This is a genomic window from Roseburia sp. 1XD42-34, assembly GCF_009917385.1.
In the GTDB taxonomy this organism is placed as follows: Bacteria; Bacillota; Bacilli; order Bacillales; family Amphibacillaceae; genus Virgibacillus.
In genome coordinates this window covers 124,398-151,360 of the sequence record NZ_QWLJ01000010.1, presented here as the reverse complement: position 1 = coordinate 151,360, position 26,963 = coordinate 124,398, and the positions used below count along the sequence as shown (strand labels likewise).

26 protein-coding genes, 1 pseudogene and 1 riboswitch are annotated in these 26,963 nt (G+C 37.8%); of the genes and pseudogenes, 2 read left to right on the top strand and 25 right to left on the bottom strand.

Annotated features, from left to right (window positions below):
- The 21 genes and pseudogenes from D1839_RS08125 to D1839_RS08025 form a co-directional block, all read right to left on the bottom strand.
- A pseudogene (locus tag D1839_RS08125) lies at positions 1 to 719 on the bottom strand (IS256 family transposase); the annotation flags it as partial.
- Between the two features lie 473 nt (positions 720 to 1,192).
- Complete coding sequence (locus tag D1839_RS08120) at positions 1,193 to 3,067, bottom strand: ABC-F family ATP-binding cassette domain-containing protein (RefSeq protein ID WP_120379404.1); 1,875 nt, start codon at positions 3,065 to 3,067, stop codon at positions 1,193 to 1,195.
- A 6-nt stretch (positions 3,068 to 3,073) separates the two neighbouring features.
- On the bottom strand, positions 3,074 to 3,253 hold the full coding sequence (locus D1839_RS08115; RefSeq protein WP_120379403.1) for a hypothetical protein: 180 nt from the start codon (positions 3,251 to 3,253) through the stop codon (positions 3,074 to 3,076).
- 502 nt (positions 3,254 to 3,755) lie between these two features.
- Positions 3,756 to 4,220 (bottom strand): 6,7-dimethyl-8-ribityllumazine synthase, encoded by a 465-nt coding sequence (gene ribH / locus D1839_RS08110; protein ID WP_286164754.1) that lies wholly within the window; start codon positions 4,218 to 4,220, stop codon positions 3,756 to 3,758.
- Positions 4,213 to 4,836 carry a 3,4-dihydroxy-2-butanone-4-phosphate synthase gene (gene ribB, locus D1839_RS08105; RefSeq protein WP_120379401.1) on the bottom strand — a complete coding sequence of 208 codons (624 nt, stop codon included), beginning with the start codon at positions 4,834 to 4,836 and terminating at the stop codon, positions 4,213 to 4,215. Before ribB ends, ribH begins: the two co-directional genes overlap by 8 nt.
- Before the next feature lie 111 nt (positions 4,837 to 4,947).
- Complete coding sequence (ribE, locus tag D1839_RS08100) at positions 4,948 to 5,601, bottom strand: riboflavin synthase (protein ID WP_120379400.1); 654 nt, start codon at positions 5,599 to 5,601, stop codon at positions 4,948 to 4,950.
- Positions 5,602 to 6,169: 568 nt separating this feature from the next.
- A riboswitch (FMN riboswitch) is annotated at positions 6,170 to 6,318 on the bottom strand.
- A 94-nt stretch (positions 6,319 to 6,412) separates the two neighbouring features.
- Complete coding sequence (locus D1839_RS08095) at positions 6,413 to 7,717, bottom strand: globin-coupled sensor protein (protein WP_120379398.1); 1,305 nt, start codon at positions 7,715 to 7,717, stop codon at positions 6,413 to 6,415.
- 593 nt (positions 7,718 to 8,310) lie between these two features.
- Complete coding sequence (locus D1839_RS08090; RefSeq protein ID WP_120379397.1) at positions 8,311 to 9,438, bottom strand: MBL fold metallo-hydrolase; 1,128 nt, start codon at positions 9,436 to 9,438, stop codon at positions 8,311 to 8,313.
- A gap of 220 nt (positions 9,439 to 9,658) precedes the next feature.
- On the bottom strand, positions 9,659 to 10,438 hold the full coding sequence (locus tag D1839_RS08085; protein ID WP_120379396.1) for a sulfite exporter TauE/SafE family protein: 780 nt from the start codon (positions 10,436 to 10,438) through the stop codon (positions 9,659 to 9,661).
- Positions 10,439 to 10,892: 454 nt separating this feature from the next.
- Positions 10,893 to 11,120: a sulfurtransferase TusA family protein gene (locus D1839_RS08080; RefSeq protein WP_120379395.1), complete on the bottom strand. Its 228-nt coding sequence runs from the start codon at positions 11,118 to 11,120 to the stop codon at positions 10,893 to 10,895.
- Between the two features lie 427 nt (positions 11,121 to 11,547).
- Positions 11,548 to 11,946, bottom strand: coding sequence for a DsrE/DsrF/DrsH-like family protein (locus tag D1839_RS08075; protein WP_120379394.1), 399 nt, complete (start codon positions 11,944 to 11,946; stop codon positions 11,548 to 11,550).
- A gap of 17 nt (positions 11,947 to 11,963) precedes the next feature.
- Positions 11,964 to 12,536: a sulfurtransferase TusA family protein gene (locus tag D1839_RS08070; protein WP_120379393.1), complete on the bottom strand. Its 573-nt coding sequence runs from the start codon at positions 12,534 to 12,536 to the stop codon at positions 11,964 to 11,966.
- Between the two features lie 12 nt (positions 12,537 to 12,548).
- Positions 12,549 to 12,848, bottom strand: a complete 300-nt coding sequence (locus tag D1839_RS08065) for a rhodanese-like domain-containing protein (protein WP_120379392.1) — start codon at positions 12,846 to 12,848, stop codon at positions 12,549 to 12,551.
- 61 nt (positions 12,849 to 12,909) lie between these two features.
- Entirely contained in the window at positions 12,910 to 13,389 is a 480-nt protein-coding gene (locus tag D1839_RS08060) for a DsrE/DsrF/DrsH-like family protein (protein WP_120379391.1), read from the bottom strand.
- Positions 13,390 to 13,623: 234 nt separating this feature from the next.
- The gene (locus tag D1839_RS08055; RefSeq protein ID WP_199690027.1) at positions 13,624 to 13,956 is read right to left on the bottom strand and encodes a hypothetical protein; all 333 of its coding nucleotides are present in this window, start codon (positions 13,954 to 13,956) and stop codon (positions 13,624 to 13,626) included.
- A gap of 39 nt (positions 13,957 to 13,995) precedes the next feature.
- Complete coding sequence (locus tag D1839_RS08050; RefSeq protein ID WP_120379390.1) at positions 13,996 to 14,355, bottom strand: rhodanese-like domain-containing protein; 360 nt, start codon at positions 14,353 to 14,355, stop codon at positions 13,996 to 13,998.
- Positions 14,356 to 14,497: 142 nt separating this feature from the next.
- Positions 14,498 to 14,752 (bottom strand): metal-sensitive transcriptional regulator, encoded by a 255-nt coding sequence (locus D1839_RS08045; RefSeq protein ID WP_120379389.1) that lies wholly within the window; start codon positions 14,750 to 14,752, stop codon positions 14,498 to 14,500.
- 685 nt (positions 14,753 to 15,437) lie between these two features.
- On the bottom strand, positions 15,438 to 16,808 hold the full coding sequence (locus tag D1839_RS08040) for a (Fe-S)-binding protein (protein ID WP_120379388.1): 1,371 nt from the start codon (positions 16,806 to 16,808) through the stop codon (positions 15,438 to 15,440).
- Positions 16,808 to 18,220 (bottom strand): glycolate oxidase subunit GlcD, encoded by a 1,413-nt coding sequence (gene glcD, locus D1839_RS08035; protein ID WP_120379387.1) that lies wholly within the window; start codon positions 18,218 to 18,220, stop codon positions 16,808 to 16,810. Before glcD ends, D1839_RS08040 begins: the two co-directional genes overlap by 1 nt.
- A gap of 477 nt (positions 18,221 to 18,697) precedes the next feature.
- Entirely contained in the window at positions 18,698 to 19,810 is a 1,113-nt protein-coding gene (locus tag D1839_RS08030) for a CdaR family transcriptional regulator (protein ID WP_120379386.1), read from the bottom strand.
- 128 nt (positions 19,811 to 19,938) lie between these two features.
- Positions 19,939 to 20,406 (bottom strand): hypothetical protein, encoded by a 468-nt coding sequence (locus tag D1839_RS08025; RefSeq protein ID WP_120379385.1) that lies wholly within the window; start codon positions 20,404 to 20,406, stop codon positions 19,939 to 19,941.
- A gap of 182 nt (positions 20,407 to 20,588) precedes the next feature.
- Here D1839_RS08025 and D1839_RS08020 point away from each other — a divergent pair, with 182 nt between their 5' ends.
- Together D1839_RS08020 and D1839_RS08015 are read left to right on the top strand one after the other, a co-directional pair.
- A complete protein-coding gene (locus tag D1839_RS08020) occupies positions 20,589 to 21,575 on the top strand; it encodes a DmpA family aminopeptidase (RefSeq protein WP_120379384.1) in 987 nt (328 codons plus the stop codon).
- Between the two features lie 273 nt (positions 21,576 to 21,848).
- A complete protein-coding gene (locus D1839_RS08015; protein ID WP_120379383.1) occupies positions 21,849 to 23,276 on the top strand; it encodes an aldehyde dehydrogenase family protein in 1,428 nt (475 codons plus the stop codon).
- 738 nt (positions 23,277 to 24,014) lie between these two features.
- Here the strand turns inward: D1839_RS08015 and D1839_RS08010 are convergent.
- From D1839_RS08010 to D1839_RS07995, 4 genes are all read right to left on the bottom strand, one after another.
- Positions 24,015 to 24,245: an excisionase family DNA-binding protein gene (locus D1839_RS08010; RefSeq protein ID WP_120379382.1), complete on the bottom strand. Its 231-nt coding sequence runs from the start codon at positions 24,243 to 24,245 to the stop codon at positions 24,015 to 24,017.
- 150 nt (positions 24,246 to 24,395) lie between these two features.
- A complete protein-coding gene (locus D1839_RS08005) occupies positions 24,396 to 25,475 on the bottom strand; it encodes a S66 family peptidase (protein WP_120379381.1) in 1,080 nt (359 codons plus the stop codon).
- Positions 25,456 to 25,782, bottom strand: coding sequence for a hypothetical protein (locus tag D1839_RS08000; RefSeq protein WP_147358275.1), 327 nt, complete (start codon positions 25,780 to 25,782; stop codon positions 25,456 to 25,458). The genes D1839_RS08005 and D1839_RS08000 overlap by 20 nt, the downstream gene beginning before the upstream one ends.
- 223 nt (positions 25,783 to 26,005) lie before the next feature.
- Positions 26,006 to 26,857, bottom strand: coding sequence for an aminoglycoside 6-adenylyltransferase (locus D1839_RS07995; protein WP_199690026.1), 852 nt, complete (start codon positions 26,855 to 26,857; stop codon positions 26,006 to 26,008).
- Between the last annotated feature and the right edge of the window lie 106 nt (positions 26,858 to 26,963).

Genomic DNA, 26,963 nt, shown 5'->3' with positions numbered 1-26,963 from the left:
AAAAGCCTGAAAGCCCGTCTTTACATGCAATTAAAATATCTTCTACACCTCTATTTTTAAGATCTGTGCATACGCCCAACCAAAAACTAGCACTTTCATTTTCTCCTATCCAAATGCCGAGTATCTCTTTTTGACCATCCATATTAATTCCTAAAACACTGTATGCAGCTTTATTTACAATCCTATTTCCATCTCGTACTTTAAAGTGGATGGCGTCCAAATAAACAATTGGATAAACCCGATGAAGAGGGCGTGATTGCCACTCTTTGACGAGAGGCATAATCTTATCGGTTACTTTACTAACCATGGTCGGAGAAATATCAAGCCCATATAAATCCTGCATTTGGCTTTCGATATCTCTTGTTGACATTCCCTTTGCATAAAGTCCCAGTATTTGGTCTTCTATTCCATTGATAGTCGTTTCATACTTCTTAATAATCTTTGGTTCATAGTCACCATTTCGGTCTCTTGGAATATTCAATTCGGTATCCCCGTATTTAGATTTTACCGTTTTCTTACTATACCCATTTCGGCTATTTCCAGTGTTTATTGCCAGTGATACTATGTTTCTGATAACCCAGTTCATCCTCTAATTCAGCTTCAAATACCCGTTGAATAGTATCTTTAAATAAAAGTTTCATCATCTCTTGGACATCTTCTACAGTACGACATTCTTTTACCAAGTCTTTAATGGTTTTGTCATGAAAAAAGTCTTGCATAAATGATCATCTCCTTATTGGAAAGTATATCCATTTACACAAAACTTTTTACACTCTCTGGGCGCTTAAGCCGGACGTGGCTTAAGCGGTTATTTCTTTATCTCCAAGCACCTCATTTTATGTTTTCCTATCTTTTAAGAAAGACTATATAGCAAAAGCCGAACAATCATTTTTAGGTAGTTACCCCTGAAAAATTAGATTTCTACTCTAACTTTCAGGAGTCGGTACCACATAATTGTTCGGCTTTTTTTGCATTCACAAGCTTTTATCACCGCTACGTCAAAATACTTCGCTTTCCGCAGTTTTCTGCAGCATTCTCAGAAAGCCAAAACCGTTTCCCTGTACGATATTTAAGCACGTCCTGTTGCCTCTGGAGTCTGCATATGTTGACTATGCTAACTCTTGGTATACCCAATTAGCTATTTTTTATTGTTCGTTTTTTATCAACCGAATTTAATTCTCAGAACTAGAATTCACTCCTCTATAAGCAAAGATAGTTCTTCCCATCTGTCCATTTTTTCGTTTAAAGCTTTCTCTACATTCATTTGCTCTTCATATAGTTCCTGCACCTTTTGCGAATCGCTTCCCGCAGCAACAATATCATTCTTAATCGTTTCTAGCTTTTCCTCCAACGAAGTAATAACGTCTTCTATCTCAGCCCATTCTTTTTTCTCCAAATAAGACAGCTTCTTCTTTTGTGATTTCGGTGATTGCCGTTGGTTCTTGGACTTTTCTGCGGATTTTGCAGCCATATGGGTGCTTTCTTGATGGGTTAAAAAATCACTATAATTGCTATGGTAGGAAGTAATATTGCCTTTTCCGTCAAATACAAGCAACCGATCAACAACACGATCTAAGAAATAGCGATCATGGGAAACCGTTACGACAACACCTGGAAAGTGATCTAAATATTCTTCTAACACGCTTAACGTTTGCGTATCTAAATCATTCGTTGGTTCATCTAAAAACAGCACATTTGGTTCTTGCATTAACACTTTCAGCAAATATAAACGTCGCTTTTCTCCACCAGATAATTTACGGATATACGTCCATTGCTGTTCTCGTGAAAACAAAAAATGTTCTAGCATTTGCTCTGCTGTAATAATAGACCCATCTTTCGTGTGAATGACTTCAGCTATTTCTTTAATGTAATCAATAATCCGTAAATCTCCTTCTAACTCTTCTTCTCCTTGCGTATAGTAACCGATTTTCACCGTATCGCCAACAATGACTTCTCCATCATCAGGTGATAAGCGCTGTGCCATAATATGCAAAAAGGTAGATTTTCCAGAACCATTCGGACCTACAATTCCTACACGATCACCAGGTATCAATAATTGATTGACATTCGATAAAATTTCTTTATCCCCGAATGATTTACAAACTTGTTTTAATTCAATGACTTTTTTACCTAGCCTAGCCGAACCAATAGGAACTTCAACATTTTCCTGTCTCGTTACAAATGTCTTATGCTGCATGGTATGCACACGTTCCATTCTAGCTTTTTGTTTTGTCGAACGTGCCTTCACGCCGCTTTTCAGCCACGCTAACTCTCGTCGTAACGTGTTTTGGTGCTTGACCTCTTCACTTCTTTCTAACGCTTCTCGCTCTGCCTTTTTCTCTAAAAATACTTCATAATTTCCTTCATACATGTACAACTTGCCACGATCCAATTCAAAAATCCGATTGGTTACACGATTTAAAAAGTAACGATCATGGGTTACGAGTAAAAGCGAACCGGGATAGGTCTGTAGATATTTTTCCAACCATTCAATGGTTGCATGATCCAAATGGTTGGTTGGCTCATCTAATATAAGCAGATCAGCAGGCTGGATTAGCGCATTCGCAAGTGCAACTCGCTTTTTTTGACCGCCTGAAAGCGTTGCTGTCGGTTTATCGTAATCTGTAATCCCTAATTTCGTCAAAATGGTCTTTGCGGTTGTATTAGATTCCCATGCATCCAATTCATCCATTTTTTGTTGTGCAGCTAATAAATTGGTTTGCGCCTTTTCACTTTCTGAATCATGCTGTAATTGAAGCAGTGCTTGCTCATGTTCTCGTATAACTTTCATGATCGCTGAGTCCCCATAATAGATTTGCTCCATCACAGTTAAATTCGGGTCTAAAGACGGGGATTGGGTCAAATATTGAATGCGATAATCGTTTGCATGGTGAATCTCGCCATGGTCTGCTGGTTCTATACGAGCAATAACTTTTAATAAGGTGGACTTTCCTGTACCGTTAACACCTATTAAGCCAATTCGTTCACCACTAGTAATATGACAGGTAATCGAATTAAAAAGTGTTTTATCACCAAATGATTTTGATAGATTTTCTATCGATAGCATGTTTCATCATCCTTCATTCTTTCTGTTTTTCCACCAAGTTTTAGCAATAAGCACAATTAACAATAGCATCCATGAAGTTACTAAATAAAAAATCACCTTTGCTGGTTCTGTCATGTCTGAGAAGAAAAAAGCCATGCCAATCCAAACAACAGCAATGATTACTAGCTGTGCTAATAAGAGCTTCAAAACAATCTCCCCCATATGTATCATCGTTGAACAAAGGCGCAGGGTGCCCGTTTAGCAACGTAGCGAATGGAACGAAGCAACTAAAGTTTTAGGAAACACGGTGAGGTAACGAACCAATGAGGCCTTATCGAAGAGCGCATTTCTAAAGTCGCATCGTTGCTGGGCGCTTGCGCCGGACGTGACTAGTCGGTTATTTCGTTATCCCCAAGCACCTCATTTGATACTTTCTTATCTTATAAAAAACTCTCCTAAACTAGAAAACTAGTATCCCCAAAAACAATATGTCATTTTCTTGGATTATTGTAAAATGATGCACTCCATAGCGCTATCGCTGAAAGATCTTATCACTGCTATGGAGTAGCAAAAAGGATAGTAGGAGAGAGCCGTTTGCAATCTCTATCCCATTGTATATAATAACCCTTATATACTCATAATATCAATTCGTTATTGCTTTAAAACATTACTAGGGGCTAGATATTACTAGCTATCTAAGTGTACAGCTTTACATGCTACGAAGCAAATTCACCATTTCAATCGCTGCAATGGCAGCTTCGGAACCTTTATTTCCCGCTTTTGTTCCTGCTCTTTCAATCGCCTGTTCTATTGTTTCTGTTGTTAAGATTCCAAAAATCACTGGTTTATTCATTTGTAGCGATGCCTGCGATACGCCTTTTGCTGCTTCATTGCAAACATAGTCGAAATGTGGCGTAGCACCACGAATCACGGCTCCGAGAGTAATAACCGCGTCATACTCCTCATGCATAGCCATCTTTTTAGCAATTAATGGGATTTCATATGCTCCAGGTACCCAAGCAACCGTAATCTGATCAGCGGCTACCCCGTGTCGTATCAATGTGTCTTCAGCACCTTCTAATAGTTTCCCAGTAATAAATTCATTAAATCTACCAACAACGATTCCAATCCGTAAATCCGTTCCAACTAAAGTTCCTTGTAATATGTTACTCAATGACGTCACACTCCTCGTTCTCATTTATTCGATATCCTACTAATTGCTGTACAGATATGAGCTGCAAACCAAATTGTTCAGCGATTTTTTCCAAGTCTCTTAGCCTTGCCATGGAACCATCGCTATTTATAATTTCACATATAGTTCCTGAAGGACTAGCTCCACATAATTTAGCCAAATCTACAGCTGCTTCCGTATGACCTTGGCGAACAAGCACTCCACCATCTCGAGCAATTAATGGGAATACATGTCCGGGCTGATGAAAATCCTTTTTTACAGCGAATGGGTTAGCGAGTGCTCGAATTGTTGTCGCTCGATCCATTGCACTAATCCCTGTTGTTGTTTCCTTATGATCGACACTAATGGTAAATGCGGTAGCATATGAGTCTGTTTGTGTTGATGGCATTAAGGTCAATCCAAGCCTCTTTGCTATTTCGCTACCCACTGCTGTACATACTAATCCTTTACCATGCGTTATCATGAAATTAACGACTTCTGGAGTAATTGATTCCGATAAAGCAACAAAGTCACCTTCATTTTCCCGACTTTCATCATCAACCACAATAACTGGCTTGCCTGCTTTCAAATCCTTGACTGCAGCTTCTATTGTATGCATGTTTTTCTCCTTCCTTTTCAATAGTATTTGATCCAACGGAAAACAACACATCTTCCTATTTTAAAAAGGTATATAAGCTTTTATCATCTGCAATTGTTACCGTGTAGTTTCTTACATAAAGCCATTCGCTATTAGATAGGCTTCATCCAATATTTCTTTTTTTGATGCAAATGTAAGTAGATGTTCTACATGCTTTATAAGCATGTCACATTCTATATTGACCACGTCTCCAACTTCCTTTTCATCTAATATCGTTATTGAAGCTGTATGCGGGATAAGGGAAATTGTAAAGCGGTTCTGCTTTACATGAAATACGGTTAAACTAACTCCATCAACAGTAACGGAACCCTTCGTAATAACATACCTCGCCAGAGTAGCTGGTATTTCAATATCATAATAAATAGCATTTTGCTCCCGTTGCTTGCGAATAATTTCTCCTACTCCATCTACATGCCCCGAAACAAAATGACCACCAAACCTCCCATTAGCAGCCATAGCACGCTCTAAATTTACAGGAGAGCCTGCTCTCAACGAGTGTAAGGAAGTTGCATTTACCGTTTCTGCCATAACATCCACTGTAAAGCTGTGCTCATCAAATGAGGTTACCGTCAGACAGACGCCGTTTATAGCGATGCTGTCTCCTATTTGGACATCATTTAAAACAGTAGAAGCTTTTACTCTTAACAAAATTGCCTGATCAGAAATATGTTTCACCGAAGCTAGCTGTCCTTGTTCTTCAATAATTCCAGTAAACAAACGAATCATCCTCTCCTTTATTTATGAACAAGATTTTATAGCCTATTGTTTCTGGGAGAAGGTCTGCAAATAGGGGCGCATCATTGTAAAAATAAACTGCCATTAATACCAAGCTGGATAACAGCCAAAAGCCCCTAAACGAAAATTTAGGGGCTTGAAAAAATCAGAATATCATCCTACATATTTTTGCTTTTGGGAAGTTAGTTGGAATAAAAAGGATTAAGTACATAAAAAGTCACTGGTTGCATAGCGCTATTCCCTTAATTCTGCAGTTATTCACAAAAGGAAATCTTTAGCGACTTCAAAATTTACCACGATAACTATACCCTTTTCGGTTAACATAGTCTTTAAAAGAACCACGACTATACTACAGATTAAAAATAATCCGTTTTTGATTCTTCCAACAGAAAATATCATTGCATATAGTCGGTTAGCGCTTTCTTTAACACGTCCATCCCAAATAAGCAACTGTTTTTAACCTTAGGATTGCTTAAAACACCATTTGATCGTAATGATAAATGAGCGAGTAAAGCCATCCAGCTTCCAAAACAGCTATCACAGATATGCAGTTTCTTTCGTCTTCCTTCTCCCATCCAGACTTTAACTGTCGGTTCTAGATTTGCACCAGATCCACCGTTTGCATAAATATCAAACGGGTCACGGACTTAAAGTGTTGTACCACTTATTACCGTCGGTCGGGAATTTCACCCAGCCCCGAAGGAATCATATACTATTGTATTGCTGTTAAGTATAAACGAAAATGCAGTCCTTTTGCAAATTTTATAATTTTATATCCAACCAATATAGCGAGCTTCTATTTTTAGTTATCGTTTAATTCATGTGTAATAGTAGTCAAATGATCGGCTGAAGCAGCTACCTCATCTACAGCTCTACTTAATTCAGTAATAATTTCTATAAAGGATATAATTTCTTGTTCAATTACATTGTTTTGGTCTTTCGTTTCATGCATGACTCCCATTATTTGCGAAAATTGCTGTTCTACTTCTTGTAATCCTTGGTTACCATTTTTTATCTCTATGCCTACGGTTTGTAAGGAATTAGTAATTTTTTCTACTTGTCCGTTCATATTCCAAATAAGTGAAGATACATTGATAACGGATTCTTTTGTTTGTTCGGATAACTTCCTAACTTCATCTGCAACTACCGCAAAGCCACGTCCATATTCTCCAGCTCTTGCTGCCTCAATAGATGCATTTAAAGCAAGTAAATTCGTTTGTTCTGCTACTTCTTTAACTATGTTCACAATGGATTGCATTTGCTTGGAAATATCTATTAAATGGTGCACATCGCCTTCTAAATAATGTACTGAATCATACAATTTAGCCATACTTTTATCCTGTTTATTTAACTGTTTTTTTCCTGTTTTCGCTCTATCATAAGCGTCCTCAGAGAGCGATGTACCATTGTTAGCAATCGAAATGATTGCTTTTGACTGTGATTGCAATTGCTGAAAGGAAGCATTCGTTTCTTGAGAAATAGCTGCCAAGCTTTCTGAGGACTCAGCTACACTATGACTAACTTTTTCTCTTTGTAGGTCAGCTCCACGTTTAATTTTATTCATATGTTCATCATATGCTTCTAACACAAGCTGCTGTTCTAAATTGATTATTTTCGTCACTGCCCGTATGGCTAATAGAGATTCCTTTTTCGTATGGACGTTTTGTTCGATGATATCCATTATAGATAAAAACAAGTCTTGAAAAGCACTCATATACCATTTCGTTTCAAGACCAATTTTCACATGCATGTTAGCAATATTTATTCGTTTATTGAAATAAGCTTGATCAATCAAGCCATCAAACATTTCACATATATGTCGTTCTAATGTTTGTTTTAGCTTTTCAATGGAGCTGTGCTGATCAATGATTTTCAGAAGAGATTGTTCCGTTGCTAAATTATCGTAAAATCGATCTACGATAAAGTGAATATTGTCTACTATATAAGGTTTTAACTGATGAATTAATGATAAATCAGACATTGTTAAACCAATCATATGTATTTGATTTGCAACGTCACTCTCCTTTCTTACATTTAAGCGTACCTGAGACTCGGTTACTACATTCGGTTGAAAAAATGATACCTTGCTATTTTTCTTAAAAATCATGTTGTCTCCCCCTTTGTTTACTTATATCTACAATGTTAACTGGTTATATTTTACATTAATTCACTGCTTTTTTCCTATAAAAGATCTTAGAAAGACTTTATTTGAATCCATTATGAAAATATTATTCCTGAAATAAAACAAACCTTAAAATATTAGGTCAGTAAGCTTTTTCTACTTTTCCGTGATATTAGTGCCATAAAGGAAGGCCTAAACAGAATAGGACATTTGGCTTGTAGGTTGACCTCACTCTTCTCCTCAAGTAATAATATTGACAGCAGTGCTTACTAACCATAAATTTCTTTTTCAACATATGTAAATTACTGGATCAAAAACGATCGCTAATACCAGAATTGGCTTAACCTGTATCAACCATTCTAGTAATACAAATTTATAAACCTAATATGTTACATACAAAAATGAGCATACTCCTTTCTTTTTCATCCTATACTCGACTATATCGGCCATGTTCCTTCTTTTTCGAGCAGTCTTTCCTATATCGAACATTTCTCTTTCCAACTGAAGCAAAGGGTTAAAACCTATCCAAGAACGAAAAAAACTGCCCCAAAATTATGGAGACAGTTTAATGTTACTATTTATCTGACTGCACAGCGATTTGGACCAATCTCCATCTCACGCTGTTTTTCTTCGTCAGGTTTATTTTTACCCATATTAGTTTGACGAATTTCCTGATATGCGTTTGGTTGAGGCGGTAAATTTTCGGTCACCATTTTTCTGAATTCAACTTCACTTTCAATATTTAAACCGTGGTTCTCGGCAAATAATTTGCCAAGCTTTTCAGCAACTGTACCATCGTCATTCAGTTCTTCAATAATCATATAGTGAGCTGGAAGAACAATTAACTCATCGGACAATTCACGGTAGCGATGATATAGCGTTTCCCGAAGGTCTCCTACCCAGTCTTCTGCAAGTCCAGCTAAATCGGGTCTTCCTATAGAATCAATAAATAAAATATCTCCAGTTAATAAATATTTTTCATCTACAACAAAGGAAGTAGATCCAATGGTATGCCCCGGGCTGTATAAAGCATGGATATTTATAGTCGTATGTCCAATTTTTATTTCTTCTCCATCCTCTAATGGTTGATAGTCAAATACAACTTCTTCAGCATCTTTAGGTGGCAGCCAATACGTAGCTCCGGTTTCTTTTGCGATCGTTCTTCCCCCAGAAATGTGATCAGCATGTAAATGTGTGTCTAATACATGTTTAATCGTTACTCCTAGCTCCTGCGCAAACCTAGTGAAAACCTCTATCATTCGAGTTGGATCAATAACTGCAGCTTCTCCATTAGAAATAACCATATAAGATAAGCAACCTTTTCCTAAACGAACAAATTGGTACAGTTCGCCCCCATTGCTTAAATCTCCAACTTTAACCGGCTCCATATATTCGCTCCAAGCTTTCATGCCACCTTCTAAATAGAAAACATTTAATCCTTGTTCGGACAGCATTTCAGCAACCATCACCGAAGAGCCTTCTTTTGCACAAACAACTAAAATATCTTTATCCGTGGGCAGTTTATCTAAAATATCTTCTACACCGTCAATAAGATCAAAATAAGGAACGTTTAGATAGGAAAAGTTTTCCCCTTCTATTTTCCAATCTTCAAAGTCACTATTATTACGAACATCTAAAATAAATAATTCTTCCTTTTGAATAACTTTTCTTGCCAATACTTGAGACTTCATTGCTTTAAAAGACATTTTCATTCCTCCATTAAACATTGTATTTTATCCATAATCAGTAGAAGCTAGGTGTTTCGATTCATTTAGATAACCAATCATGCGACCAGATAAATACCCGAATAGGTATTATTTAATGTAAAAAAATACCCTGTTTCATATTCTCTTTAGATACATTCCATGACCATCGTAACCCGAGAAAACATTCTTTAACATTTATCCTGTTATCATAATAGATGTTTTAAACAAGTAAATCCCACCAAATTTTAATAGCTGTAGCCAGAATTAAAAATGCGAGTATGGATTGTAACAGTTTTGTATTCACACGTTTTCCAACTTCAGCTCCAATAGGTGAAGCAATTAAACTTGCGACAATCATTACAATAGCCGGAATGAGCAATACCTGTCCTGTTACTACTTTTCCAATCGTTGACCCAATAGAAGAAATAAACGTAATGGCCAAAGAACTTGCAATGGTTACCCTTGTCGGTATTTTTAAGACAATAATCATAATAGGTACTAGTATAAAGGCTCCTGCAGCACCTACAATCCCAGCTGCAATCCCTACAATAAAAGATAATCCAGCAGCAACGGATTTATTAAACGTCACATCAGTCAAATTTTCTTGATTATCATTTGATTTAGGCATAAACATCATGATTACTGCAACCGTAGCTAAAACAGCATACACAATATTAATTGCAGATTCTGACAACAAATTCGAACCATAGCCCCCGATTAAACCACCTATTAAAATACTAACCCCCATATATAGGATTAAATCTTTGTTTAAATACCCACCTTTACGATAGGCCCATACCCCTCCGATTGTAGCAAAGAACACTTGAACAGCACTAATCCCAGATACTTCATGTGCACTAAAGGCGGCAAATCCAAGCAAAGGAGGAATATATAATAGCATTGGGTATTTTATAATAGAACCCCCGATACCCACCATACCTGAAATAAACGAGCCTACAAAGCCAATAATAAAGATAATGATAAAAAATTCTATACTCATACGTTATATCCCTCCTTTGTAAGAGCATATGCTTCCAGAAAACCCCGTTTATTAAAAACGTGGTTTTAAACTTATGCTTTTTTATCGCTTTATTCATAATAGAAATTTATTAAAAAAGATGCTTATATTAAAATAAATCTTCCATCAATACTATATCTTATTCAACTCCCACTTAATGTTAGCAACCGAATGAGAGGACCTAAAAGCCTCTTATGGAATGGTCATTTAAGGATTTTATCTCCTACTTTGACTTGTTGCCAGACCATCCAACTCCAACGATCGTGTGGTTACTTTGTATTTAAACAAATTGTATAACGCATTTTTTACAGATATACCGCTATTCTGATTAGTATATATCCTATTCGTAGTGGTGAGTATGTCATGCAATATTTAAAGCGTTCTTTGAATCTGTTTCTGTTGGTATAACTTTCCGGGGTAGAACCCGGAAAAGTTATTACGCCTTCTTAATCCAAAACTTAAATACGTCTCCTTCTTCAGTTTCTTTTACTAATTCATGCCCACCAGACTTAGCCCATGCCGTTAAATCACTTTTCGAACCTTGATCTGTCGTATGCACCTCTAAAACCTCTCCAGAGTTTATTTCTTCAATTGCCTTTTTTGTTCTCACTACTGGCATTGGACATGCCAACCCTTTTGCATCTAATACTTTTACTGCTTCCATCATTATATCCTCCTTAAATTATCCAAACCATATGTCGGTTCCATTTTATTGTAATTTTATTGTTAACAGGAATTTCTAATATTTTTCTGTCCGAGTTTAGTCGGGCTACAATTTGGTATTATCCTATAAAATGAATCTTCCATCAGCGGGTGCTTTCATTCATTCTTCAATCATTGTTAGTACCGTAATGGTATAGACCTAAAGACCTCTCAGTAAATCGGGCATTTAGGTGCTGCTATCTCCCACTTAGACTTGTGCTGTACGAATAATCCAACTCCTAAAGTGGGAATCCTTATATACGGAATAAAATGTAACCACTTTACTCGTCAAATCACTTTTGTTAAAACTTTACTAAATCTGAACAATTTGCTAGTCATGTTTTTCCATCATATTAGCTTAAATATAAGTTTTCCCGACCTTATGCCTATTAGAATGTTAATGTCATACTTGCATCTTTGGCATATTCAATGAAGGATGCTGCTCCAGCCACTTCAATACCATCGATAAATTGATCTTTTTCCAATTTCAAAACATCCATGGTCATTTGGCATGCTAACATTTTCACATCCAACTCTTGTGCGATAGTTAGTAACTCCTCAATGGAAGGAGCGTTTGCTTGCTTAAATCCTGATGCAAAATGTTCTTTTCCCTCAGGCAGTGGCAGGTTTTTATGTGATTCTTTATGAATTAAGTTTAAACCTTCAAACGTGAAAAAAATACCTACTTCAGCATCAGATGCAGCAGCTGCAGTTGCCAGATTAAATACTTTATACGCATCAAATAAACCCCCATTTGATGCAATGATCGCTACTTTTGTAGTTGCCACTCTTCATACCTCCTTGATTAATTATCGTGATTAAGCGGTCCTTCCCACTCTGTCATCCCGGGAACAACGTTGATTACATGTTTAAATCCTTGTTCAGTCAATTTTTGTGCAGCTAAATCACTACGACTACCTGTACGGCAGATAACATATAATTCATCCTGTTTATTTAATTCGTCTATACTTGTTTGCAGTTCACCTAAAGGGATATTGGTCGCACCTGGAATATGACCAAAAGCAAATTCCGCTGGCTCCCGAACATCAAGTATCGAGATTGCTTCTTTTCCATCTACTTTTGCACGTAATTCAGTTACATCGATTACGGTCTCGTGTTTTATCTCATCTTTTTTTTCTGCCTCACTTGCCACACGGATATAGTGCTTCAGAACATCTCCATCTTCTACCGTACCTATATACTGGTGTCCTGTACTTTCAGACCAAGCTTTTATATCTGCAGTAGAGCCTTGATCTGTAGCTTGCACTTCAATCACTTCTCCTGCTTTTAAATTACTGATTGCTTTTTTTGTTTTTACAATTGGCATTGGACATGATAGTCCTTTTGCATCCAATACTTCATTAGCTGTAATATTCACCTTTATTCCCCCTTACTTTTCTACTTCAGCATCCCATGCCAGCATGCCACCAGCCACGTTTGTGCAATCAATGTTATGTTTAGCTAAAACCTCACATGCCGTTGCACTTCTGCCACCAGAACGACAAATCATATAATAATGTTCTTGTTTATTTAATTCCGTTACACGATTTTCTACTTCGCCTAATGGAATGTGACGCGCTCCAGGAATTTTTCCTAACGCTACTTCATCATCCTCACGAACATCAATAATATTAATCTGTTTATCCTGTTTATATTTTTCCATTAATTCTTCCGTGGTAATTTCCTTCATTTTTATCCCTCCATGATGTTTTAGCTCTTGCAATAACTATATAAAAATCCGTATATAACTATTAGACAAATAACGTAATATTTGCATCTTCAGAATCCCCTACATATGCTCCGACGCCACCATATTCAATATTATCCAGTAATTCTTCCTTTTGCAGTCCTAATAAATCCATTGTCATTGTACAAGCAAGTAACTTCACATCCTGCTCCTGTGCCATAGAAATTAAATCTGGTAACGGCATGGCATTATGTTTTTTCATTACCTGTTTAATCATTTTTGGTCCCATGCCTAGATAATTCATCTTGGATAAGCCCATTTTATCTGCACCTCGGGGCATCATTTTTCCAAACATTTTTTCCATAAAGCCTTTTTTCAGAGGAACTTGATTGTCTTTACGTAATGCGTTCAAGCCCCAAAACGTATGAAAGATGGTTACTTCGTGGTCATAAGCAGCAGCCCCATTTGCAATAATATAGGCAGCCATTGCTTTATCGTATTCTCCACTAAATAAGATAATGGTTGTTCTCTTTTTTACTGGCATTTATAATCTCCTCTCTTGTATACTTATAGGTGTAAGGGTATTATGTGAAGTTAAAAAATAAGCGATAGATCCATATTACTATTATCATAATTTAACAATAAATTATTTGTCAACTGTAAATTTCCAGTATAATTTTTTATAAATAGCATTACTTCGAGCACATGGGCTCATTTGATGAGCTGCTGCTCTTAAGGCAGCCGTCTTGTTAATTATAGACATTCTTGATATGTCACATTACATAAAATAATACCCCTTCACAGAAAATCCTTTATTCCGTAAAAATCGACTTGCTATATTTTTTTCTACGTTGTTTGAGGCAACTAGAATAACTGAACAATTAGGAATATCCTGATAATGTCGGTTTAAATATGCTAGTGGTAAACATAAGGCTTGTTCGAACTTGTCTTTATAGGAAGTATTATAATCCCTTAAGTCCACTAACACAGCATGATTACTATGGGCGATAAGTTTGTCTTTTTCTATACTTCTAACTCCCCGTACTGGGATATATCTTTTATATAGAACAGATAAAACAATAGCGACTATCCCAATTAATAACAGTTCCATATTATGGCTCCTTTATAGGTCAGAGGCAGCATGTATCTATCATACCCAGGCGCCCATGCCGCCTTTTACATTAATAATTTTTTCAAAGCCTTGTTTCTTTAATATTTTCGCTGCACGCATACTACGCATGCCACTTTGACAAATAATCACAACTTCTTTTTGTTTGTCTAAATGGCTGGTTCGTTTTGCAAGTACTGGCAATGGTATATTTTCGAATGGTTTTTGATACTTCGAATTATACTCTTGGGGCGTCCGAACATCAATAAATTGGACTTGTTTATCTTTTAGCTTCTTTTTCACCTCTTGCGGTGTCATTTGGATAATGCCTTTTACGGGCATAAATTTGCGAATGATAAAGATAATAGCTATAGCAATAATTACCCATTGGATCATTTCCATACGCTTCTCTCCTTCCAAATAGGGGCGGGGGTATTTGACATGGGACAAAAAGGTTTGAATTCGTGTAAACATAAACTATCGAGCTTATTGAAAGGCAGCCATTACTATACCAGTCTACTTTTCCCTTTGTCTAACGTTATGCTTATCTGCTTTTGACAAGCAGATTCACTGCTTCATTAATTAATGGTTCTGCGTCCTTATCATCTGCCTGGCGAATACAAGCTTCCAAGTTTTTACTGACCACAATAGCAGAAGTTCTGTCTAAGGCACTTTTCACTGCTGATAATTGCATCACGACATCTTTACAATCTTTCTCTTCTTCCATCATCTTGATAATCCCTTTGATTTGGCCTTCAATCCGTTTCATCCGGTTTTTCACTTTTGTATCATATTTCATGACTACTAACTCCTTTCTTTCATTTAGCTGAGGGTTTTTTTGTTTCACAAATATAATCGCCTAGATTAAAATTTGAAACATCAACAAGCACTTATAACCTGAAATCAAATATGACATTTCCGTTTAATAGAACGTGATGCGATGGGTAGAGTAGTTTTCTTCATGATTCCTACTCCATAATATACCCTGTCAGGTATTTTGTCAACAATAGAAAATAGATCACTCTTTTATACCGCTCAATAAGCAAACGAACGTTCCTATCAAGCTATGCCTATACTTATAAATTTAAATGATAATATTAACATAGCGTTAGTAGTTGACTAGCTGTTGGAGTTAAATACCATCTCATAAGTACTATCCTAGTATGAGTCTTACGTATTCACTAAGCACAAAGACGAAATCGCCCGTTTAGTAACGTAGCGACTAGAGCGGATCAACTAAGATATAGGAATCTTGGTAAGGATACGAACCAATGATGACTTATCGTAGGGCGATTCGTGAAGTTGCCTAGTTGCTGGGCGCTTAAGCCAGACGTGGCTATTCCGTTTTATCGGTATCCCAATGCCAAAATTTTTATACTTTCTTATCTCCTCAAAAAGGACCGCAGCATGAGCGCTACGGTCTTCGCTTTCACTTATTTGAGTTTAATCTTGCGTTTAAATGATGTGAAAACAACTTTTGTACTCTATATTTGAGCAGCAGCAACTTGCTCAGCTACCTGCTTATTATCATTTGCTCGTTCAAAAGCCGCCAGTAAAAAGTCGACAATATGGACGGCATCCATGTCCTTAGATAAGCCTTCTCTTTCAATTCCGAGCTTCGTTTGCAGCAAGCAACCCGGATTTGCAGTTACAATTGTTTTGGCATTTGTTTTCATAGCTTGCTCCATTTTATAGTCTAAAATTTGCATCGACATTTTCGACTGGACAATATTATAAATTCCAGCTGAGCCGCAACAGCGACTAGCATCGGTCATTTCAACATACTGTACACCAGAAATCGACTCCAATAATTGTCTTGGCTCCATAAACGTTTTTTGCCCATTTTTCAAATGGCAGGAGTCTTGATACGTAACAATTTGCTCTGGTAAAGACAGTGGTTGTTTATGAAAGTCCAATTCCACTAATATCCGCGTAATATCTTTAATTTTTGCACAAAAACCTTCTGCCCGTTCATGCCAATCCGGATCATTTTTTAAAAGATGTGCATATTCAACTAGAAAAGCACCACATCCACCAGCATTCGTTATAATATAATCCACTTCCGACGCTTCAAAGGCTACAATATTGCGCTTAGCCATTTCTCTTGCTTGCTCCAGTTCACCACTGTGCCCATGTAATGCTCCACAGCATGCTTGCGTTTCTGGCACGACAATTTCACAGCCCGCATATTGCAACAACTTGATCGTTGCATCGTTCGTTTTCATAAACATCGTATCCATTAAGCAACCAGAAAAAAATGCGACCTTCTTTTTACGGGTTGTATGTAACGGCTGTAAGTGGCGTGGGCGTTCCTTCATTTCAGCCCGCTTGGGAACAGTCGGAAGAACCTTTTCCATTGTTCGCATCGTTTCAGGGAAAAGCTTCATGACTCCCGTAGCTTGCGCAAGCTTTTGTGCGCCAGAGCGCTGATAAAAGCTAAGTAATCCAGTAAGACCAATCATTCGGGTTTGCTGTGGAAATATATTTTTCAGGAAGATTCCTTTCATGACTTTTTCAGGCAATGTAGGTTTTTTACTTTGATAAATAGCATCTCTTGCTTGTTCCAGTAATCGGCCAAAATGGACACCAGAAGGACAAACTGGTTCACAAGCTCGGCATCCAAGACACAAGTCAATCGATTCCTTTACTTCTTCACTTGGCTCTATAACACCATCCACTACCCCTTTCATTAAGGCAATGCGCCCCCGAGGTGAATGCACTTCATTTCTACCTGTTTCAACATATGTCGGGCAACTCGGAAGACAAAAGCCACAACGAGTACAGTTCATTAATTCATCGTAATCCATTTTCTCTTGAAAGGCGGACTGAATGCGTTGTTTTTCTTGCGTATCCATTATTTTTCCACCCCCGTGCTCTGCTTCGTATGCGGAGCAAACATTTTCCCAGGATTCATAATCGCATTAGGATCTAACGCTTTTTTGATACGACGCATCGCTTCTAACCCATGCTCACCTGCTTTTAAATGTAAATATGGAAGCTTCATCATCCCCACACCATGCTCACCTGTAATGGTTCCTCCAAGCTCAACAGCTTTTTCAAAGATTTCCGCAAATGCTTTTTCTACCAATTCAATTTCTTGCTCATTACGGGCATCCGTTAAGCAAGTCGGATGAAGATTTCCATCTCCTGCATGTCCAAATGTACAAATGGTTAATTGATACTTGTCAGCAATTTCACCAATTGCCTTTACCATTTTAGCAATTTTCGAGCGAGGAACCGTTGCATCTTCCAAAATCGTTGTCGGCTTCAATCGAGATAAAGCAGATAAAGCAGTTCTCCGTGCGGCTGTCAATTGCTCTGCTTCTTCATTTGTTTCGGCAATTTGCACGTCAAATGCCCGATTACCTCTACATAGTGCTGCAATTTTCTCCATATCACGAGCTACCACCTCAGCCGCACCATCCTGTTCAATTAACAATACAGCCTTTGCTTCCGTTGGTAAGCCTATTTTAGCGTAGTCTTCTACTACTTGCACCGTCGCTTGGTCTAAAAATTCCAAGGTCGCCGGAATAATTCGATTCGCAATAATCGCTGACACACTTTCAGCAGCTGCTTCTAAATCATGATAGAGAGCAAGCATCGTTTGCTTCGTTTCTGGCTGTGGGATTAATTTTAAAATTGCTTCTGTTATTATACCTAATGTTCCTTCTGCCCCAACATACAATCTCGTCAAATCATAACCAGCTACATCTTTGGCAAGTTTACCGCCTGTTTGAATAATTTCACCATTTGGTAAGACGATTTCCAGACCAAGTACATAATCTCTTGTTACACCATACTTAAGGCCTCGCAGTCCGCCAGAGTTTTCGCTAATATTACCACCGATCTGTGATATATGCATCGACCCTGGATCTGGAGGATAGAATAAACCAACTTGTTGGGCTGCTTCTAAGATATCTTTTGTGTATACCCCAGACTGTACGGTTATGGTTAAATTTTCGTCATCAATTTCCAATATTTTTCGCATATGTTTAAAAATAAGTACTATGCCACCTTCTGACGGCGTTGTACCTGCACATAGATTCGTTCCTGATCCACGAGGTACAATAGGAATCCGATGTTCATTACACACTTTTACCACCGCTGCGACTTCATGTTTATTGCGCGGAGCAACCATGGCATCAGGCAATGCTTGGTATCTGGCGGTTGAATCATACGAATACGCTAACAAGCTTGCATTGTTATCCTCTACGTTCTCTTCCCCTACAATAGCGATTAACTTTTCTCTTACATCCCTTTTTAACATACACATTCTCCTACATAGTAATAATTCCATTTTAAGAAAAATTCAAAGAAAATGATATGTTTAAACGAACAAAAAAATAGTCTTGTAAACGAATTCCTTTGTTCGTAAGTCCAATTATTAAATATAGAGCTAAGCAAATTTAAAACTCCGTAAGTTGATACGCAGAAAACGATAAGCAAATTAATAGAGTCAGGGGCAAGACTTCGGATATGTCATTATCTACAAGCCTCTTATTTTATATCTTCCTAAACAATACAAAAAAATTCCTAAAGACACCAACTAGCAATGGTTAGCTTTTGCAAGTATGAACTTCGGCGTTTTTCATTTTATATTAAAAATAATATCCCGAAGGTCGCTAAGCTCTCAGAATTTTTGCCCGATTTGTTTCTTGCTTTATATCAATACCGCCTCAAAAATGGCGATCTTATTCATAACAAGCGATAAGTAGCATAACAACGAATTATTTTTCACTGTAAATTAAGCAGAAGTGTGAAAACGAAATGCGATATACAGTAACATAACATCATTTATGTTTTTTAAATTTAATTGCGTGATTTCAGCAATTCGATTTAACCTATAACGAAGGGTATTTTTATGAATGTGTAAGGCATTTGCTGTCACTTGTGTTTGTAAATCATGGGAAAACCAGCTCGCTAATGTTTTCATTAACTCTTTTTCTTTTGATAGCTCCTTTAATGTTCGCTTCATAAATTTTTCTTTCGTCTCCGCACTAATTTCATGCTCGAGCATTTCAAAACGTAAGTCCATTTCAAATACAATCAGATCGTTCTCGTTAGCATGTTCACTCGATTTTACAGCTTGGGAAAATGAATGAAACAACTGCTCTGACTCTGTAACATTCCCTACTCCAGCATATAAACGTTCTCCCAGTTCCTCATATACAAAGTCCATAAACCTCAACAGATGATGCTTTAGCCGTGATTCATCCACAGGCTCCGTTAGCATAACAATCCGATCTTGACCCCACCTAACAAATAAAGCTTCTATGGAGTAGTCCCAAGCGGATTTTAACTTTTCAAACCGATGGTAAGACAGGCCTGTCTGAGGTTCCTCGCGTTTGAATACAACAACCTGCTTATACTTTTTCATATCAATGTGGAAAAATTTACTTCTTTCCAGCAAGCTCGGATAACTACTCGTATGGTTCAGCCAGTCAAAGACAAAAAATTCTAAATCACGAGCTTTACTTTCCTGATTCATCCTCATAACTGTATCTTGGATAAACAGTTCAGTAACTTTTTGCACAAGCCGAGCATAAGGTTCCACCATCATTGGGTCTCCAGTGATCCCTAATACACCTAAAGGAATTTTATTAATTATAATGGGGAAAACAACACCTTCCCTTACGCCATACAATCTTTCTGTAAGCGCTTTCGACATAATCATTTTTTCTTGGTGCTGCATTGCTAACGAAGCACCCTCATGATAATTTCCGATCCGTTTTGCATCTGTACTCGCTACGATAAAGCCTTGCTGGTCAGTTACAATCACTTCTTCATTAATGAGTCGACTCATTTCTTGGACGATCGAATTATATAACTGATCTGTTTGTAGCAAAATGTTTTCCAATGCTGTCACCTACTTATTCGTTACTAACTTTATTTTACCATGTTGCTAGATTGTAAAATGACTGATTTAGTTAAATTTTCCAAATATAAATCCGTTGTATTTAAACATAATTCCTTAAATGCACAGAATTATTCTAAATCAATAACAAGTGTTTTTGTATCTTTGTTAAATCGATGATTCATATTTGCTAGTTCTTCATCCACATAATTAGATAAGATTCCCTTATAATCTGCATCCAGTTGTTCGTTGGCACTATATACCGAGATTTGATATAGCAAATCTTTCTCTAGGGTAAGTGTTACCCCTTTTTCTTCATATACAGCATAATAATCACCTGATTTAAAATCCACATAAATGGGAGTTTCCTCCGGTCTCACTCTAATAATATATGTTTCTTCTAAATTTGGATCATTTATATGAATGGCAGCTTCTATGGTTCCTTTTTCATCGGGATTCGAATTGGGATTCGTACTAGAATTGGAACTAGAACACCCTGAACTAACGAAAAACATAAACAGAGCGATAATCGTGAAAAAAGCTATATATAACCGATCTCGAAAATGGTTTATTTTCCTTTCATCACCTATATCATTCACTGCTTCTTCCTCCTTTTGGATTCTGATAAAGAAAATTTAATTGTAACCTAGGCGCTAATTCACTACACTAGTAAGTAATATTCTTATATTGTGTTTACTACATCATACATGAAGTTTTAGCTAGTTTCCATAAGTGTTGTTTTGGATTTTCTCTACTTAATCTATAGAATAGGGTGAGGATATTGAAGTTAAAAAAAGGGGAAAACAACTGTATTACCGATGTCCATGGCGTCCAAGTCGGCCATGTGTCGTTATATGAAAAATTAGATAACCAAACAACCATCTGCACTGGCGTAACGGCGATCTTGCCGCACCATAACAATCTGTTTCGTCATAAAGTTCATGCAGGAAGTGCTGTGTTAAATGGGTTTGGTAAAACGACCGGTCTAATCCAAGTGAATGAACTCGGACTGCTTGAATCCCCGATAATGCTTACGAATACGTTTAGCGTTGGAGCTGTATGGCAAGGTACACTCGACTATATGCTCGGCGCAACCGAAGAAATTGGCGATACAACGAGTTCGATTAATATCGTTGTCGGCGAATGTAATGATAGCTATTTAAACACTGTTCGTTACCCTTCCGTTAAACCAGAGCATGCCATAGAAGCGATTGAATCAGCCCGTCCTTCTCCAGTAGTAGAAGGCGCAGTGGGTGCTGGAAAGGGAATGGTCTGTTTTGGCTATAAAGGTGGAATTGGAACAGCCTCACGTATCGTTAAACATGAGTCAACGAGCTATCAGATTGGTTGTCTTATATTAAGTAATTTCGGTAATCGAGAGGATGCGTTATTTGCTAACTGGGAGCCTGTCAAACAAGATACTCCAGATGGTTCAATAATGATTATTTTAGCAACGGATGCCCCACTTCTGGAAAGACAATTGCAGCGTCTGTCCAAGCGCTGTGCGGCAGGTTTAGGTAGAACTGGAAGTCATTTGGACAACGGGAGTGGAGATATTGCGCTTGCTTTTTCAACAGCAACTACTATTTCCCACACCTGGGATCAGATTACCCATACCGTTGATTTTTTGCGAGACGACCATCCGCTTATGAACCAACTTTTTCAAGCAGTCGTGGAAATTGTTGAAGAATCCATTATTCGCTCTTTACAAATGGGGCAAACAACAGTAGGGCGAATGGGAAGAATTGTAGAAAAAGCACCGTTATAAAGTCAACCTTCAAGCCGTGAGGGGGCATCTCCCCACGACTTATTCGTACAGTAATAATGTAATGGTATGACCTAAAGTTTTGCTTACGAAATAGGGCATTTAGGTGCTGTTAATTCCTATTTAGACTTGTTGCAGTATGGATTCCCCACTCCTTGAGTTGGAAGTCTTATAGCACCTTATATGTGGGAAAAATTCAACCTAGGAAAGTTTACATGTACCTATCTCAGGGAACAACTCCTCTACAACTATTTTTAGTAAGGAGTGATGAATCGCATGCGTACAAATCTAAACCATTTCATCAACGGGGAATGGGTCCCTTCAACAGGTTCCGAAACCATCCAGGTGATTAATCCCGCAACGGAAGAAGTCATTGGTGAAATTAGTTCCGGCACAAAGGAAGATTTGGATAAAGCAGTATCGGCAGCCAAAGCATCGTTTCCATCCTTTTCGAAAACGAAAAAAGAAGAAAGAATGGAATTGCTCAAGGCGATAGCAGCCGAGTATGAAAACAGAAAAGACGAGCTTATCGAAGTAATAACCGAAGAATTAGGCTCGCCTCTATCTATTTCAGAAAAAGTCCATTATCACATGGGATACAACCATTTTTCACATGCAGCAGAGGCATTAAAAAACGTTTCCTTCGAAGAAGACCGAGGGGGACACAAAATTCGCAAAGAATCGATTGGTGTTAGTGGATTAATTACACCTTGGAATTTTCCTACCAATCAAACATCGACCAAAATTGCAGGTGCGATTGCAGCAGGTAGCCCAACTGTGTTAAAACCCGCTTCGATGACACCTTATGCGGCTATGCTGTTAGCTGACATAATAAATACAGCTGGTGTCCCTAAAGGCGTATTTAATTTAGTAAATGGATCTGGCTCAACTATCGGCAATGGAATTAGTACTCACCCGGATATTGACTTTGTCTCCTTTACTGGATCAGGTAAAGTCGGGGAGCAGATCATGAAAAACGGCGCCGAAACGATTAAAAAAGTGGCACTTGAACTCGGTGGAAAGTCACCGCTTGTTGTTTTAGATGATGCAAACGTTGAAGATGCCGCTAAAACTGCAGCTTGGAATATGATGATGAACACAGGTCAAGTCTGTTCTGCAGCAACTCGGGCAATTATTCCTGCATCGATAAAGAAACCTTTTGAAGAAGCAATAAAACAAGCACTTTCCTCTTTTAAATACGGTGATCCAAAGCAGGAGGATATACAAACAGGACCACTTATATCTAAGGAGCAATGGAACACTGTACAATCCTATATTGAAAAGGGCATTCATGAAGGGGCTACCCTACTCATCGGAGGTACGGGAAAACCAGCGGGACTGGAAACTGGCTATTATGTAAAACCTACCGTGTTTACAGATGTAACCAATGATATGGTAATTGCACAAGAAGAAATTTTCGGACCCGTACTTTCTGTCATTACCTACCATAATTTAGATGAAGCTTTAGACATTGCTAATGATACAGTTTATGGTCTGGCAGGCTACGTTGTCGGTAAAGATGAACGTACACTTTCTTATGTAGCCAACAACATTAAAGCAGGACAAATTACGGTGAATAATGGGAAAACAGATTTCTTTGCTCCATTTGGAGGCTACAAACAATCTGGCATTGGTAGAGAGTGGGGCGACTTTGGGATTGAAGAATATCTTGAAGTGAAAGCAATTATGGGATTATCCTCCTAAAGTTAATTTCAAATAGTGGAGTTTTACCCCCAGTGCTTGAAAACCAGCTAATCACGTATTTGACTTTTGCAACATCTCCAACTTACCCTTTTAGGTTTTAGAGAGACTTTTACAAGCTAGTTACGTAGGGGTTCTATTGGCTTTACACTTCACCACCTCATTTTAAGCTAAGGAAAAATGATGAAGCTGCATGACAGTAATTGTTAGGTTTACTATCACGCAGCTTCGTTTTTAATGCATTTTACAATAATTATTTTTCACTTATTCTCTAACCTCGGATTGTTAATTTGCAAGTAATAGAATTAGGCTACAGAACAAACGAATCAACGAAAGATAAAGTGACCTTCCATCAGCCGGATTTTCTTCATCCCCGCTGGTGGTTAGTACCACCAGGGTGTAACCTAAAGGCCCTTGGACAAATCGGGGTTTTAGGTGCTATTACCTCCCGCTTTGACTTGCTCGCTCGCATCTTCCATTATTAGACCGTGGGAGTCTATGACGCCTCTTTACGGGGTGAAAAAAATCCATGCAATTAAAACTTGAAGTCAGAAGATGTCTGGGCGGGTGGCAAGCCCGTTTTTAGTCGGCCTTCCTCTTACAGGCGTACCGATGAGGCCTTATCGTAGGGCACATTTCTAAAGTCACACGTTGCTGGGCTCGCGCGCCCGACATGGCTATTCGGTTAGTTCGTTATTCACAAACACCTAGTTTCTAATTTATTAGATAAACAATTCTCAATTAGTCTTCATCTTTTACGTCCAAATCTTCAGGAATTGGCTCATTTAAATAGTCTTGGATCATTGCTCGGTACTTTTCCACCTGTTCAAAATGTGTTTGAAATTGTTCGCTGTTAATTAGAAACTGATCACCATCATGAATCGCGCGGATTCTTCCCTGCAATACGAGAGCATGTATTTGCCTTTCATCTATCGACAGATATTCGGCTGTTTCGGGTATCGTCATGTACATGCGTTCTCATCCTTTCTTGATGTTCATATCCATAGTCATTTTTAGAAATGTGGATCACGAGCAGTTTGCCCACACACCTTCTCGACATCTGCGGTAAATTAACTTGCATCGCTATTATTTTTACCATTAGTGTCCAACATCGGATTAAAACTATGCATCGTTACTTCGTGAGAAAAACTGAACTGATTTCTTTTCCTCTTTTACTCCACTTTCTAATATTGAAAATGTCTTCGCTTCACAGTTTATTTCAGCTATTGCCCCATATGGCAAAATGAATTTCGGCTCTGTATGACCAAAGTTCAAATTATAAAGTACTGGCAAATGCTCTAAATCATATTCTCGTAACACAGTCCGAATCACAGATTTATATTCTTCATAATACTTCTCATTTTGCGGCTTGGCAAAAATAATACCGTTTACTGCTTGTAAAATTCCTTGGACAGCATAATTTCTTAACCAGCGTTTCACAAGGTCTGGTGATGGTTTTTCTTCTGATGTTTCAAAAAACAACATGCCATCCTTCCAATTATTCATTTCCGGCCAAAGATCGGTTCCTTTGGCAAATTCCAATACTTCCATACATCCACCTAGTAAACGTCCAGAAACAATCCCTTCTCCTTGTAGCAACTCATACCCGTGATTCGGTTGCATGTTTCTTTTTATCTGGCTGTTTGAAGAGACAAACCAATCTAAAAACTCACTCGTCCATTCCTTTGCTGGTTCAATGTTTCCGATCGGATCATTAGAGAACAGGGTTCGCTCGATAAAATCAATCGTATACGAATGCATTTCCACATTTTCAGCAAAATCCGTTAAGATCGCTGGCCCATAGAAAGAAGATAGACCCGATTTGTAACAGAATAAATGTACGATGGTTGCATCAGAATAACCCATAAAAACTTTCGGGTGATTGCGAATGACAGAGAAGTCGATATAAGGCAAAAGTCGAACACTATCTTCTCCACCAATATTAGAGATAATGGCTTTTATCGTTGGATCTTGAAAGGCTTGCATTATATCCTCTGCGCGAGCTTGTGGATTTTCATATAAATACGCAGCGCCTTTAAGACTGTTAGGCATTGGAACAACTTCGAGGCCAAACTTCTCTTTTAATCGCTTTACACCAATTTCATAACGATAGCGAAGCTCTGGTTCACCTGCCCCGCCCCAGCTTGGGCTGACCGTTGCCACGCGATCACCTTTCTGTAGTTTATTTGGTTTTATTAACATGTTCTCCACTCCCTTTTCTAAAATGTATCGTTTCCTTCACAGCTTTCCTTATATTTGCAACTGGCAAAGAGCCATTAACAGCTGTATCAGCGGAAGCTTTCACACGTTCCAACGCTTTTCTTCCGTCCAATAAATATTGTTTCATAAAGGAAACTACATCTAGTTTATGGTAATCTCTTATTACTCCCTTGCCATCGTCATCCAATAGAGTATTAATGTACATTGCCAAGTCAAACATAGATGATATACCCTCATTTAAATAAGCCAAAGAAATGTGAAAGAATTTAGTCCGGATTAGCAGTTTCATACTGGCTTTTCCCATCATGTATAAAGGATCCAGTTTCCACATTATAATTCGCACCACGCTTTATCCGACTAGCAAAATCAGTAGGGGCATTAGAAAAATAATGATAACCACCGAAATATAACCCTATTGCGTTATCGTACTCGACTTCCAATTGTTTCGTTATGGTCGTTTTGCAACTACCAGAAACGCCTGATAACAATACATATAGTTTTCATGCATGATTTTACAGTTCTCTTATTCGCCTTAAATACATCATGACATTGGTTACATCTTCATGAGAGAATACAAAATCAAGTGTATCTGCCACATGCCTAGATAACCTATTAAACAGCTGGCACATGGTAAATAAAGCTTGCCATATTTGTTCAAAATCATTACCGCCACTATATGTCTTCATGTAATTTTCCCAGTCCTGTTTATCTAAGTATATGGGATAGTATTTTCCAAGTTTTCCTGAACTAGCCTTGAAATTCGTTTTCACACCAATATGCCAATCGATCATTTGCATAAGCACGTTGCGATTAATTTGCTCGTACATGAACATCGTGTAGGTTATTTCCTTTCGCCATAGCCCTTTGCCAATATTTAAGCATATCCACCAAAATTCATTACACACATCTGCAAATTCCTGCTCGTTTGGTCTTTGAATATAATAATCCTGTTCACTAGGCGGAGGTAGTTCTCCAATTAACTGATCTTTATCCATCATTAACACACTTAAACTATCAAACGGTTGAAAAATAGCCAGTTTCTCTTTCGGAATCAATGTTAAATCAAGCCGATTTCCATCGATAAATTGCATTAAATAAACAAAATGACCTTTATTCTCAAGCGGTGGCGTAACCTTTTCCTCAGGCATTTGCATCATGATTCGCTCCCCAAAAATATCAACCCATGTATGATCAGAAGTAAAAGAAGCCATATTTTTCACCACATAAACAATATCAAAGTCTTGAAACATATCTTTTTCCACATTGGGATTGGCTCGCGAACCATTTAAAACTACTGCACGTATTCGCTCATCCTGCTTCGCTGTTTGCATAATAAGCTGCATCATTTCCTGTTCCGTTCGCATTGATATACTCCTTTTACTAACTAGATTTTTTTCGATTTTTTTAATTATAGGGAATTATACCATATTTTTACGACCAATATGTGCAAGTTCATGGAAAAGAAAAATT